This is a genomic window from Lentimicrobiaceae bacterium (assembly GCA_020636745.1).
GTDB lineage: Bacteria > Bacteroidota > Bacteroidia > Bacteroidales > Lentimicrobiaceae > Lentimicrobium.
The window spans coordinates 157708-171458 of the sequence record JACJXH010000005.1 but is presented as its reverse complement, the minus strand read 5'-3'; the positions used below and the strand labels follow the sequence as shown (position 1 = coordinate 171458).

9 protein-coding genes are annotated in these 13751 nt (G+C 41.9%); 4 read left to right on the top strand and 5 right to left on the bottom strand.

Annotation, left to right across the window (positions count from 1 at the left end; genetic code table 11):
• Positions 1-9: 9 nt before the first annotated feature.
• From H6541_09570 to trkA, 3 genes are all read right to left on the bottom strand, one after another.
• Complete coding sequence (locus H6541_09570) at positions 10-1395, bottom strand: TrkH family potassium uptake protein (GenBank protein ID MCB9016030.1); 1386 nt, start codon at positions 1393-1395, stop codon at positions 10-12.
• A 104-nt stretch (positions 1396-1499) separates the two neighbouring features.
• Entirely contained in the window at positions 1500-2921 is a 1422-nt protein-coding gene (locus H6541_09565; GenBank protein ID MCB9016029.1) for a TrkH family potassium uptake protein, read from the bottom strand.
• 120 nt (positions 2922-3041) lie between these two features.
• Positions 3042-4382, bottom strand: coding sequence for a Trk system potassium transporter TrkA (gene trkA / locus H6541_09560; protein MCB9016028.1), 1341 nt, complete (start codon positions 4380-4382; stop codon positions 3042-3044).
• A 305-nt stretch (positions 4383-4687) separates the two neighbouring features.
• Between trkA and H6541_09555 the strand changes: the two genes are divergently transcribed.
• From H6541_09555 to H6541_09545, 3 genes are all read left to right on the top strand, one after another.
• Entirely contained in the window at positions 4688-6586 is a 1899-nt protein-coding gene (locus H6541_09555; protein ID MCB9016027.1) for a 1-deoxy-D-xylulose-5-phosphate synthase, read from the top strand.
• A gap of 128 nt (positions 6587-6714) precedes the next feature.
• A complete protein-coding gene (locus tag H6541_09550) occupies positions 6715-9231 on the top strand; it encodes a hypothetical protein (protein ID MCB9016026.1) in 2517 nt (838 codons plus the stop codon).
• A gap of 174 nt (positions 9232-9405) precedes the next feature.
• Positions 9406-10941 (top strand): HAMP domain-containing histidine kinase, encoded by a 1536-nt coding sequence (locus H6541_09545; protein ID MCB9016025.1) that lies wholly within the window; start codon positions 9406-9408, stop codon positions 10939-10941.
• Positions 10942-10962: 21 nt separating this feature from the next.
• Here the strand turns inward: H6541_09545 and H6541_09540 are convergent, their stop codons facing one another.
• Positions 10963-12267 (bottom strand): cysteate synthase, encoded by a 1305-nt coding sequence (locus H6541_09540; GenBank protein MCB9016024.1) that lies wholly within the window; start codon positions 12265-12267, stop codon positions 10963-10965.
• A 178-nt stretch (positions 12268-12445) separates the two neighbouring features.
• Positions 12446-13267, bottom strand: a complete 822-nt coding sequence (locus H6541_09535; GenBank protein MCB9016023.1) for a kinase/pyrophosphorylase — start codon at positions 13265-13267, stop codon at positions 12446-12448.
• 252 nt (positions 13268-13519) lie between these two features.
• Between H6541_09535 and H6541_09530 the strand changes: the two genes are divergently transcribed.
• Complete coding sequence (locus H6541_09530) at positions 13520-13738, top strand: RNA-binding S4 domain-containing protein (protein ID MCB9016022.1); 219 nt, start codon at positions 13520-13522, stop codon at positions 13736-13738.
• The last annotated feature ends 13 nt before the right edge of the window (positions 13739-13751 follow it).

Sequence of the window (13751 nt, the reverse complement as noted above, 5' to 3'; positions counted from 1 at the left end):
AACTGCAGACTAACGGCGCCAGAAAGCGGGGTGAAAGATAATAAACAGGGTAAATAACTCAAGCCTTCCCAGTAGCATTAAAAAAGAAAGGACCCATTTGGCAAAGTCGTGAAGATGAGCATAATTGGCAACAGGCCCCGTGGTAGCCAGGCCAGGACCAATGCCTCCCATGCAGGTTACAACAGAGCCCATGCTCGATATTACATCCAGACCGGAGGCCGTTAGTAACAGTGATCCGATGCCGAATGTGAAAATATATAAAACAAATATAGCCAGTACATTATGAATAATTAACGGACTCACAGGTTTGTTGTCGAGTCGTACAGGAATAACTGCCGATTTGTGTATTTGCTTTTTAATAACCATAGCTACATTTTTAAAAAGCAGCACATGGCGAACAATCTTGATTCCGCCTGAGGTTGAACCGGCCATCCCTCCTGCAAACATCAACAGAAAGATTAAAAACCAGGCATAAAAAGGCCATAGCATATAGTCTTCGGTGGCAAATCCGGTGCAGGTAACTATACTCACAACGCTAAACATGGCACCGCGTACAGCTTGCTCAATCTGGTAACCTCGTTCAAGAACCAGGGATGTGGCTATCACAGCAGTTGGAATAAGCAGTACCAGTAAGTAAGCTTTAAACTCCTGCCCCCCCAGCGCTTTTTTAACTTTGCCGTGTAGCAGCAGATAATGCAGCGTAAAGTTGGTTCCGGCCAAGAACATAAAGAAAATGGCAACATATTGAATGTATGGCGAATAGCCTGCCAGGCTGGTGTTTTTAGGTGAAAATCCTCCTGAGGAAATGGCTCCGAAAGCATGACATAATGATTCAAACAGGTTCATTCCGCCCAGTAAAAGCAGTATAACCATGGCAACAGTTAACAATACATAAATTCCCCACAGGCGGCGTGCTGTTTCGGCAATACGAGGATGGAGCTTTTCTTTTTCGGGGCCGGGCACCTCAGCCCAGAACAACGACATGCCTCCAAATCCAAGAAAGGGAAGAATAGCTATGGAGAGTACGATAATTCCCATTCCTCCAATCCAGTGTGTCATGCTTCGCCAGAAAAGCAAACCTTTGGGCACTGCCTCAATGTCTTTGAGAATAGATGCACCGGTTGTTGAAAATCCCGACATGGTTTCAAAATATGCATCTGTAAATGAAGGGATGGCACCGCTGATATAAAAGGGAAGGGCTCCGAAAAGAGAAATAATAACCCAGGTGAGACTAACAATCAGATAGCCTTCACGCTTACCAATGTCGTGCTCATCATACTTACGGCGAACAAACCACAAACTTCCTCCTGCGGCAATGGTAATAGCCGCTGATTCAAGAATGGGCAGAAGGTCGGCACTTCCAAAATAAACAGAAAAGGGAATGCATGAAAGCATAAACACGCCTTCAATCACCAGCAAAATGCCTATAATCTTAAAAATTGGCCGGAATTTGAACTGATACATAAAACTGCCTGCCTGAGCGTGCTATTTATTTGTTGTTAACTTCTCCAGAAAGCTGGTGAAAAGAGGATAAGCACTGTAAAGAGCTCAAGCCTTCCCAGAAGCATTAAAAGCGATAAAAGCCATTTACCGGGGTCGGGAACCAATGAAAAATTAAGAACCGGCCCAACCTGTCCAAGCCCCGGGCCTATATTGCCAATGCAGGCGGCAACAGAACCAACTGCAGATTCAAACTCAAGGCCCATCATTGACATGGCCAATGACCCAAATGCAAAAATGATGATGTAAATAAGGAAAAAGGCAAGTACATTAAAAATAATGCTTTGTGGTACTGACTTTCTGTTGAGCCTTACAGGTATTATGGCTTGCGGATGTATGAGTCGTTTTAGTTCGAGTAAACTGTTTTTAAAAAGCAGTAGAATGCGTACCATTTTTATGCCTCCGCCTGTAGAACCCGCGCAACCTCCAGTAAACATCAACAGAAAAATGAGAAACCAGGCAAAGAAAGGCCAGAGCAGATAATCTGTGGTTATGTAACCAGTGGTGGTAACGATGGAAACAACCTGAAATAACGCATCGCGAAATGATTTTTCAGCCGTATCGCCCTGAATAAAAAACAGGGCCAGGGCGATAATAACGGACGATGCAACCAATAAATAAAGGTAATTGCGAAACTCTTCATTATCCCATACCTTTTTGAGATGTCCTTTCAGGCCAAAATGATGGAGTGTAAAGTTGGTTCCGGCCAGAAACATGAAAATAATGATCACATACTGTATGTAGGGGGAAAAGCCTGCAATAGAGTCGTTTTTAGTTGAAAAGCCGCCAGTTGCAAGTGTGCCAAAAGCATGGCAAAGGGCATCGAAAAGATTCATGCCTCCAAACATGAGCAAGATGGTTAAAACCAAAGTAAGAAGTACATAAATTCCCCATAATCTTTTGGCAGTTTGCTTGATGCGAGGGTGCAACTTGTCGGGTGTTATACCGGGCACTTCAGCCACAAATAACTGCATACCACCAATACCTAAAATTGGAAGAATAGCTAATGAAAGCACAATAATTCCCATTCCGCCTATCCAGTGAGTAAGACTGCGCCAGAAAAGAATTCCTTTCGGAATAGATTCAATATCAGTAAATATGGAAGCCCCGGTGGTGGTGAAGCCTGACATTGTTTCAAAAAATGCATCCGTATAATTTTGAGCGACTCCGCTTATTAAAAATGGTATCGCCCCAAAAAGGGATATGATGATCCAGGAAAATGAAACGATGATATAGCCTTCGCGTTTTCCGATAGAGTTTTGTTCCAGTCTTTTATTCGCTATCCATAAAAGAAGGCCGATTATCGAAATACCTGAACCGGAAACCAGCAATGGAAGAAAATCGTGGTTGGGATTGAAAAAGCTCAGATTGTTTGCAAAATCACGGTCGTACCAGATAGAAAACCCCAGGCAACTTAGCATAAATAAACCTTCAATCACCATAAGTAACCCGGTGACTTTAACAATGGCTCTGAGATTTATTTTGCCTGGATTGGCCATAACAGCAAGTGAGAAGAATTTGCCCGGAAAGATATTAAAAATTTAATTGAACAAAGCCTGAACTTTATTGATGGCTTCGGGTAGTGCAAAAATCACCACTTTATCGCCTTCCTGAATCTGAAAATCGCCGATTGCAATAAAACTCTGCAGGCCGCGAACAATACCACCGATGATACTGCCCTTTGGAATATCAATGCTTCTTATGGGTTTTTTGGTAACATAAGCTCCAGGTTTAACAACAAATTCAAGTACTTCGGCATCAATTCCGCTCAGGCATTTGATTGAAGTTACCTCCGCATCCATGGTAAAACGAACAATATATGATGCAGTGATAAGCTTCTTGTTTATAATGGTTTCTATGCCAATGCTTTGCGAAATTCCGATATAGTCTATATTCTCAACCAGCGGAATAACCCTTTTTACGCCGTAACGCTGAGCCAGCAAGCAAGTAAGAATATTGGTTTCGTAATCGTTGGTAACTGAAATAAAGGCATCCATATTGCGGATTCCCTCATCTTCGAGCAGTTCAATGTCGCGTGCATCGGCATTGATAATTAAGGTGTGTTCAAGCTGGTCAATCAGGTTTAAGCAGCGATCCTTGTCAATTTCAATCAGTTTGACATTCATATCACGTTCCAGACGCCTGGCTGTTTTACGGCCAATACGTCCTCCGCCCACAATCATCACATTTCTGATTTCCTGTTTTTGCTTACCGCCAAGTCTTAATAAGGCATCAATTCCATCAGGTTTTGTTATGACATAAGCCAAATCGCCAACCTTAAATTCGTCTTCTCCTTTAGGAATTATTGTTTTATTGTTGCGGTGAATGGCAATGGCTCTGAAGTCAAGCTTTGGATTTTCTTTGGCAATCTGGGTTAGTGTTTTGTTGAGTACTGCAGCCTTTTCGTCGAGTTTGATAAGGAAAAGAGATAATCGTCCTTCTGAAAAATCAAAAATTTCAGTTGCAGCAGTTTGACTGAGCAGCCTGACAATTTCTTTTGAGGCAATACGTTCAGGGCATACCATCGCGTCTATGCCCAGTGAGCGCATAATCTCGCGGTTTTCTATCGTCAGATATTCTGTATTGTTGATTCGTGCTATCGTACGTTTGGCGCCCAGTTTTTTACCAAGAACGCAGGTGGTAATGTTAATTTTTTCGTCATGCACCACCGAAATCAGCAGGTCGGCCCTTCGGATGTTGGCTTGCTCCAATACTCTGATGGAAGTTGAATCTCCGGTTATGGTCATCAAATCAGAATGTGATTCAATCAGTTTGAGTAGCTCCTGATGAGGGTCAACTATGGTAATATTGTGATTTTCACCAGACAGCATCTTGGCCAGGTGAAATCCGACTTCGCCATCGCCGGCTATGATTATATTCATTTTTTTTCTTATATAGAATACAGCCTGCAAAAGTAATACATTTACCTGCCCAAGGTGAAAAAATGTTAAATGATAGCCCTTTTATAGCGCTCTCAAATAGTTAAAGCCGGTTTGATTTTTACTTTTGGCTTCTTTTTTTGGTGTTTAATCACTTGTGAAACAGAAATGTATGCTTAAGCTTAATTGTAGTTTTTATCTTGCTTTCGTAATTTTCGTATAAATGACAGGCAGTTAACGTACCGTTTCTATTTTATCAACACTGGCCGATTATTCGTAAATTTGCCGGCACACTTACAGCTTGCCCAATGCATACAAAAAAAACAGGATTGTTAAATCAAATTAATTCGCCTGCCGACTTGCGCAAACTCGACGAAGAGGCTCTTCCGCTTTTGTGTGATGAAATCAGGCAGTTTATTATTGATGTTATTTCGTCCAATCCTGGTCATTTAGGGGCCAGTCTGGGAACCGTTGAGCTTGCTGTTGCCATTCACTATGCTTTTAATACACCGGTTGATAAGCTAATTTGGGATGTTGGTCATCAGGCTTACGCTCATAAAATTATTACAGGCCGGCGTGATGTTTTTCATACCAATCGCACCTATCAGGGCATAAGTGGTTTCCCGAAAATGGCCGAAAGTGAATACGATGCCTTTGGCGTGGGACATGCCTCCACTTCAATTTCTGCCGCTTTAGGAATGGCTGTGGCGGCAAAACTTCAGCAAAATTTTACTGAACAACATATTGCTGTAATTGGCGATGGTTCAATGACCGGTGGCATGGCCATGGAAGCCCTCAATAATGCCGGGGTGTCCAATACAAATTTGCTGGTTATTTTGAATGATAATGGTATTGCCATTGATAAGAATGTTGGAGCAATGCGCCAATATTTACTCGATATTGTTACTTCCCGTGCATACAACAAACTAAAAGATAAGGTTTGGCAACTTATGGGCGGTAATACCCGTTATGGTAAAAATTCCAGGGCTGTTGTGAAACAGGTTGGTAATGCTCTGAAATCAACCATTCTGAAAAAAAGCAATTTGTTTGAGGCTTTTAATCTCAGGTATTTTGGGCCTGTTGACGGGCATGATGTAATACGCCTGACCAAGCTCATGACTGACCTCAGGAAAATTCCGGGGCCTAAATTGCTGCATGTGATTACAGTTAAGGGAAAGGGATTCGAAAAAGCTGAACAAGACCAGATTCTTTACCATTCGCCGGGAATGTTTGATAAAACAACCGGTGAAATTATTGAGAAACCATGTAAAAGTCTTCCACCAAAATATCAGCATGTTTTTGGTAAAACCATTATTGAACTTGCCGAAAAAAATGAGAAGATTGTGGGTGTTACGCCTGCCATGCCGTCGGGTTGTTCACTCAATATGATGATGTCGGTAATGCCACACAGAGCTTTTGATGTGGGGATTGCTGAACAACATGCCGTAACTTTTTCGGCCGGAATGGCAGCCCGTGGCCTGATACCATTTTGTAACATCTATTCTTCATTCATGCAACGCGCTTATGACCAGGTTATTCATGATGTTGCATTGCAGGGATTACAGGTTGTTTTCTGCCTCGATCGTGGAGGCCTGGTAGGTGAAGATGGTCCAACGCATCATGGCGCTTTCGATTTGGCTTATTTCAGGGCAATACCGGGCCTCACAATTTCAGCGCCCATGAACGAAGCAGAACTGCGTAACCTAATGTATACCGCTCAGTTGCCCGGTAAAGGGGCTTTTGTGATCCGTTATCCCCGTGGCCGTGGCATGTCAAATAACTGGAAAAACCCGTTCGAGGAAATCGAAGTGGGTACAGGCAGAAAACTGCGTGAAGGTGAAAAAGTGGCAATCCTGAGCATCGGGCATCCGGGCAATTTTGCCGCTGAAGCTTGTAATAGGCTGCTACAGGAAGGAATCTCAACAGGTCATTATGATATGCGTTTCCTGAAACCTTTGGATGAAAGGCTTTTGCACGAAGTCTTTCAAAAATATACCCATATTATTACGGTTGAGGATGGTACTACCCTGGGTGGTTTGGGTAGCGCTGTGCTGGAGTTTATGGCTGACCAAGGCTATGAGAAAAATGTCAAACGCCTGGGTATTCCTGACAGATATATTACACAGGGTAAACCCGAACTTTTATATGCAGAGTGCGGTTTTGATGCTGAAGGAATTATTTCTGCAGTGAAAAATGCGATTACATAACTCTGTCATTTTAATATCCCTGATACTGAATTATTTCTGCTTCCTGTACATTCTTTACTTCATTCAAAACAAGCGCAATGAACTGCTGTTTATTACGTTAATTTCGTTGATATTATTCGGGCAGTGTAATGAAAGTTATTTCACCTCTTAGAAAGCGATTGCTCAGATATGCCGTCATTTTAACCGGTACTATCCTGTTTTTGGTTACTTTACTCTTTGTTGCCGGATTGGTTTATGGCGACAAAGTCAAAGGTTTGGTTGTGAGTGAAATTAACCGGCATTTACTGGTTCCGGTTGAAATTGGTGAGATTGAATTCACACTCATCAGAAGCTTTCCTGATGCTGCGGTGGTTTTTAAAAATGTGGAAATCAAGCCTTCAAAACTTCTTCCTGATGCTCCGGGTTTATTACACGCTAATCGTATTGCTTTGAAATTCAGCATTTTTAGTCTGATGACCAACAATTACAAAATCCGAAGCCTCGAAATTAATCGCTCAAGCATTGCCCTGTGGATTGGACCCGAAGGAAATAATAATTTTCAAATCTGGAAGAAAGGCAATAAAGGAACAGATGCTGCGGTTAATTTTGATCTTCAGCGGGTGCATTTTCGCAACTCAGAATGCTATTTTAGGAGTATCCCTGCAAATGCAGATATTGCTTTGGCAATTCCTGACTTTACTTTAAGGGGAATGATGGGCCAACAACAACATAGTCTTTTAATTAGCGGGAAGTTTATAGCCAACCGATTACTGTTTGATAAGAAAGACTATGCGCTTACCTCTTTGGCAACAATAGAGGCTTCTATGCAGGTAAATGAAATTTCCGGAATTTTAAGTGTTAAAAAAGCGCGGTTGAATCTCGACGGTATTCATACCCTTATAGCCGGAAGCATTGGCTATGGTAAGAAGGCAAATTTTCTGAATGTTACCTTGTCGGCACAGGATGTGGCCATAAAGCAGCTTATCCATACATTGCCTTTGTTTTTGACCGAATCGTATAAGAATCTGGAGCCGGATGGCCGTCTGACTGTTGAGGCTAAAATAGCCGGTAAATGGGATGACAGGAAATTTCCTTCGTTAGATGTCAATTTCAGCATTCATAATGGCACGCTTGCCCATCGTGAAAGCGGAGCCCGTATTACCAAAATTGAAGTAAAGGGCCGTTTTGATTACAACCAGAGTTATGGCCCCGATAAACTGGAGGTGCAACAATTCAGCGGTTTAACGCGCAACGGAAGAATTGGAGGCAAACTAATTCTTGAGAATTTTCAACAACCCATGCTGGATTTGAGCATGAAGGCCAGTCTTGAATTGAGTGATGTGGCTGGTTTTATGAGTTTAAATAAGGTAAGTAATCTCGAAGGTAATCTATTGGCCGATGTGCATTATAAGGGGAATATGTTCGACGGATTGCATATGGCTGAACTGGCATCGGGTCAGTTAAGTTTAACAAATACTGGCTTCAGGATGAAAGATTCAGGATTGGAATTTGCTGATATAAATGGCCGTTTTGAACTGAAATCTGGCAAAGTTTATGTTGAGGGGTTGGACTTTACAGCAGGCGAAAGTCAGCTGAGTATTACAGGTTTCTTTGATAATCTTGCACGATGGGCGATGCTTAAAAACCAACCTCTCTATTTTGATGCTTCACTCAAAGCCCGTAAACTCAGATTGGAGGATTTGATGGCAATGGTTGCAGCAGAAAATGATTCAGCCACCGAAGCCTCAATTTTCCCTCAAAACCTGGGCTTCAAAACCAAATTTGTTATTGATGAATTATCTTATAGAAAATTTACTGCCCAAAAATTGAGTGGAAATTTGAATTTGGAAGATAATGTGCTGCGGGCAGAAAATCTGGTGTTTAAAGCTGTAGATGGTCAGATAACAGCAAATATGTTACTCAATGGACGATATGGAGATCATGCCGGATTTATTTGCAATGCCCGTCTTACCGATGTGGATATCTCGCGAATGTTCTATGAGTTTAACGACTTTGGGCAAACAAAACTCCAAAGCCGCCATATACATGGCCGGGGAGATGCCACCCTGCAGTATGCCTCTGTTCTGAACACAAAATTTGAAACTGATGCTGCAAGTGTTTCAGCTGTTGCTGATGTTGAAATCAGAGATGGTGAACTGATTAAGTTTGAACCTATGCAAGCCCTTTCGAGGTTTCTGGATGAAGAGGATTTAAAAAGTGTGAAAATCTCAACGCTGCGCAACCGTATTGAAATTACGCAAAAAACCATTGTAATTCCGGAAATGGAAGTAAAGTCCTCGGCATTAAATCTTCAGGGTTATGGCGCGCACACTTTCGGCAATGATATCGATTACCATTTCAGTGTTTTAATGTCTGACCTGCGTAAAAACAAACGCCGGAAAAACATTCCACCTCCTGCCTCCGTTGAAGAGGATGGACTAGGCCAAACCCGCCTTTTTCTGCATATGACAGGTACTGTTGATAATCCGGTTATCAAATACGATCCTAAAGCTGTAGTAAAGAAAATAGCCAATGATTTTAAACAGGAAAAATACGAATTGCGCGAAGCAATCAGGCGCGAATTCAGTCCGGGCAAACTTAAGCCTGAGAATGTCAAACCTAAAAATCAGGTTCAATTTGAAATTGAATGGGATGAAGATAAGTAATTTGGCTTTGTGCCCATGGTGCTTTTTATGACAGAGAGATTGATTTTTCTCATTTTTATAATGGAAATAAACAGGGGAAAGGGGGTTTGGGAGGGGTCACACCCGGCCTAAAACAAAAAATCAATCGTTATCCTGAATTAAAAAAGCGATATTTGTCTTTCTAATTGCTGAAAAATGAATCTGCGTAAACTTATCAGACCGCGTGTAACCAATATTTATGAACAAAAGAAAACCTGGAAGCGATGGTTATTCTTGATCGCTCTGGTGATTGTCAGTGTATCACTTTGGTATACCAATACTTTGGTGCGCAATATTGCCAAAGACGAAAGGAGTAAAATTACAACCTGGGCCAATGCTATACAACAACGGGCGAATCTTGTAAATTATACAGGCGAATTTTTTGACCAGATAAGGATTGAAGAGCGAAAAAGGGTTGAATTGCTGGCCGAAACGATGGTTAGAATACCTCAGGCTGACGATGATGTGGCCCTTGGCTTTTATCTGAAAATTATTGAAAGCAATACCTCCATCCCGGTTATTCTGGCCGACCCCGAAGGAAAGATTACAGGTGTAAAAAATGTCGATTTTGATATCGATACTGTTCCGGAACTTACGCCTGAACTCAAAATGGAGTTTTCGGTCTATCCGCCTATTGAAATTGATTATTATAACGGTAACCTCAATTATTTTTACTACAAGGATTCACATCTTTTTTCTGAACTGAAGGTGGTTCTTGACGATTTGGTTCAGTCATTTTTTATGGAAGTGGTAAATAATTCGGCTTCGGTGCCTGTAATTATTACCGATAGTACCAGAACCAAGCTGGTTGCATGGGGTAAAATTGATTCCACCAAAGTAAATGACTCAATTTATATCAAAGCTACTGTTGAGGATATGGCTACTTACAATGAGCCAATAGAAATTGTGATTGCAGGCAGTAAGCATTATATCTATTATCAGGATTCATTTTTGCTCACCCAACTGCGCTATTATCCTTATATTCAGCTTGCCATTGTAAGTATCTTTTTATTGATAGCCTATCTGCTTTTCAGCACCGCCAGGCGGTCAGAGCAAAATCAGGTTTGGGTAGGCTTGGCTAAGGAAACTGCTCATCAGCTGGGCACACCACTCTCTTCAATGATGGCATGGGTGGAGTATTTGAAAACAAAAGATGTAGGAAACGAAACCATTATTGAATTACAGAAGGATGTTAATCGATTGAATACCATTACGGAGCGTTTTTCGAAAATTGGTTCAGCTGCAAATCTTAAAACGGAAAATGTAGTAGAAGTGGTTTATAATTCCATTTCATATCTCAAAACAAGAACATCGCAAAAAGTAAGTTTTACCATCAACCCTCCACAGGGCGCTATAATACTTACTATGCTGAATTCACCTCTGTTCGACTGGGTAATTGAGAATTTGGTAAAGAATGCCGTGGATGCGATGGCTGGCCAGGGAAGCATCAATATCAATATTGAAGAAGAAGACAGGTTTGTGATTATAGATGTATCCGATACCGGAAAGGGCATTCCGAAAAAAATGCAGAAAAACATTTTCAATCCCGGTTATACCAGCAAACAGCGGGGTTGGGGGCTTGGCTTGTCGCTGGCACAGCGAATAATTCATGAGAATCACGACGGGAAGATTTTTGTGAAATCTTCTGTTCCCGGTAAGGGTACTACTTTTAGAATACTGTTAAGAAAGTAGTTGAATGTGAGGTTGCAGTGTTTAGTCAAATTTCCACTTGAGTTCCGATAGTTTTTCTTTGACCTCTTCCGGAGTTGGAGTAATGCCAAAAATAAGATCGGGCTCCAAATAATGCAAACTGTGGTTGCTTTTGAAGAGCTCTTCACCTCCGCCGGTAATATTTAGCATGACAAGGGCTTCTTTATCAATCGTCCCGTTTTTTACGGCATTGGCGAGTGAAGCCGTAGCAATGGCTGATGCCGCATAAATATCAATGCCTTCAGTTTCAAAAAACAGCTCCTTGGCATTGCGGGCTTCCAGGTTGGTTGCTTTCAGTACATCGCCGCCAGCATCGCACATCGCATCATATAATCCGCCAATAACCGGATAAGGAGGCTTGCGGTTTGAGAGCACTTTGGCTTCAATTTCAGTAACATGTTCGCGGGCAATATCGTCATTGTAAGGCAACATGGCCCGTGAGCCTGCCTTCCAGGCTTCGTAAATAGGCAGGAAGGGCGCATTTTGTGAAACCATCAGTTTCATTTTGTTGTTGCCAAATCGCCCGTCCTCTATCAATCGCAGGTTTGCTTCCCATGCAGCAATGGCTCCTGTTCCACTTCCTACAGCCTGAAAATAGTAATCAGGTATTTGACCGATGGTAGTTACTGCTGAAAGAGTGGTGGTTCCCATTCCATCACGGCGGGCCACATTTTTTGCCCCGCCTTCAGCTAAAAAACCATTACACTGTGTTGCCAGATTCGATAAATGGATAGCGTCAAAATAATCACTTCCAAAAGCTGTAACGGCAAGCTTTACACAATCATTCAGCGGTTTATCAAACCAAAGGGCATTGATATAGTCGTGAGGCACACATAGCAATAGCGGAATATGGTTGTCGGAACAGACTTTGGCAAAGGCCCGGGCTGTGTTACCGGCTGATGCTACTACCAGTACTTTTTGCTGTGCCGGGTTCAGTCGTCCGCATACTGAATAAGCCTCCGTTTCTTTAAATGAGCAGGTAGTCATGTGAGCTCCTTTTTCAGGCCAGTAACCACTGAAGGTTATCCACAGGTTACTCATGCCGAGCGCCTGAGCCAGCCCTTTGCTCTTGTATGTTATCGGAGCTGATGAGCCTTTTAATACCCTGCTTACAGGAAGCCAGTCGGCAAACCGGTACAGTCCTGGTAAATCATCTCTTAACGCGATTTGTTTTTTCCTGTAGATGGCTCTGATAAGTGAAGGTGTTTCTTCGTCTGTTGCATCGAGCATCCAGCCGCTGTCTTCAAAGATTTTACCTGTTGCTTGTGATTGTAATTTGTATTCTGTGGGTGTAAAGATGTCTTTCATGCGCCGGAATCTGATTGAAGCGGCAAATTTAGTAAAATTTCCCGCTTTCGTTCAGCTTCGGTGTAAGTCACTAAAAGTGAATTATGTTTCCGGTATGCCATTTCTCTTCCTTAGCAGGTTTTGTGATATGTTTTATAGAATGTTCAGCTTCAAGTCTTTTGTTGGGTGTTTCTGGTGGTTAATATTCATCTGTGTCCTCATTGTCGCCACCTGACCTGATGGCCAATATTTCAGTGGCAATTTCTTCAATAGATTTGGATGCAACATTAATGATATGCCAGGCAGGGTTTTGGTGGTAATATTTCAACGCATATTGTATTTCGTGGAATACAAAATCAGGATTCGCATAATTGCCGGATGCTCCTCCCAGCCTTTGGTGACGGGTACGGCGTAGTTCAGTTAAACGGCTTACATTGGTGGTGAGACAAAATATTTTTGAAGGATTAATCCGCCGCAGGATTTCTGGCGGCTCAATGTTTAATATCACAGGAACGTTGGCTGCAAACCAGCCTTTATAGGCAAGGTAAATACTCAAAGGGGTTTTAAAGGTTCGTGAAACACCCAAAAGCACAATTTCTGCATCGGCCAGCTCTTCAACACGCTGGCCGTCGTCATGGTTAAAAGTAAATTGTATCGCATCGATTCGTTCAAAATATTCTTTATTCAGACGATGAAATAATCCAGGCTGTTGCGATGGCTTAAATATGAATTCATTGGAAAGTCGGTCGAGTAGCGGCCCCATCAGGTCGATGGTTTGAACGTTGGATTGGTGGCTGGCGCGCAAAATTAATTCACGCAGCGAATCTGTTACCAGCGTGTGTACAACCAAAGAGCCCGTTCTTGAAGCACTGGCGACAATTTTTCGGATTTGTGAGGGAGTTCTTATTTGACTGTGAACGATAATCTCTACCTCTGTACCCGGAAACTGGGTGAGCGCGGCATTTAATGCCTGACGGGCTGTACGTCCGGTGCCATCCGATACTACAATTACCTTATACATGGTCTTCTTTGGTTCGGGTTACATGTAATTTGCATTCGGATTCATTCTTACGAAGTTAATCATTTTATTACGTATATTCAAATGAAAATCAACAGATTAATCATGTTAAATGCTTGAATGTTAATTTTGCTTAAGCGCAGATAGTTTAGTTATATTACGGTTGAACCGGATGGATATTTGTCATGATGGAAGCTGATTATCCTTATTGTTTAACCATCCAATACTTTACCTTTGCTCGCTAAATCAGATTATATGGTAGAATTTAAATTAGAAGGTCACGAATATATTCAGTTAAATCAATTGCTTAAACTGTTGAACCTTGTTGAAACCGGAGGTGAAGCCAATCAGTGTATCACCGAAGGCTTGGTAAAAGTAAATGGTGAAACTGAGTTACAAAAAAGGAAAAAGCTCAGGCCGGGCGATATTGTTGAATTTGAAAATAATATTGTTAAAATTGAGCCGGCTGATTGATCTTTTTTCACAT

Excerpts from the sequence above, each read along its gene's own strand:
- H6541_09570 (MCB9016030.1), bottom strand. The coding sequence starts at position 1,395 with ATGCTTTCATGCATTCCCTTTTCTGTTTATTTTGGAAGTGCCGACCTT.
- H6541_09565 (MCB9016029.1), bottom strand. The coding sequence starts at position 2,921 with ATGCTAAGTTGCCTGGGGTTTTCTATCTGGTACGACCGTGATTTTGCA.
- trkA (MCB9016028.1), bottom strand. The coding sequence starts at position 4,382 with ATGAATATAATCATAGCCGGCGATGGCGAAGTCGGATTTCACCTGGCC.
- H6541_09555 (MCB9016027.1), top strand. The coding sequence starts at position 4,688 with ATGCATACAAAAAAAACAGGATTGTTAAATCAAATTAATTCGCCTGCC.
- H6541_09550 (MCB9016026.1), top strand. The coding sequence starts at position 6,715 with ATGAAAGTTATTTCACCTCTTAGAAAGCGATTGCTCAGATATGCCGTC.
- H6541_09545 (MCB9016025.1), top strand. The coding sequence starts at position 9,406 with ATGAATCTGCGTAAACTTATCAGACCGCGTGTAACCAATATTTATGAA.
- H6541_09540 (MCB9016024.1), bottom strand. The coding sequence starts at position 12,267 with ATGAAAGACATCTTTACACCCACAGAATACAAATTACAATCACAAGCA.
- H6541_09535 (MCB9016023.1), bottom strand. The coding sequence starts at position 13,267 with ATGTATAAGGTAATTGTAGTATCGGATGGCACCGGACGTACAGCCCGT.
- H6541_09530 (MCB9016022.1), top strand. The coding sequence starts at position 13,520 with ATGGTAGAATTTAAATTAGAAGGTCACGAATATATTCAGTTAAATCAA.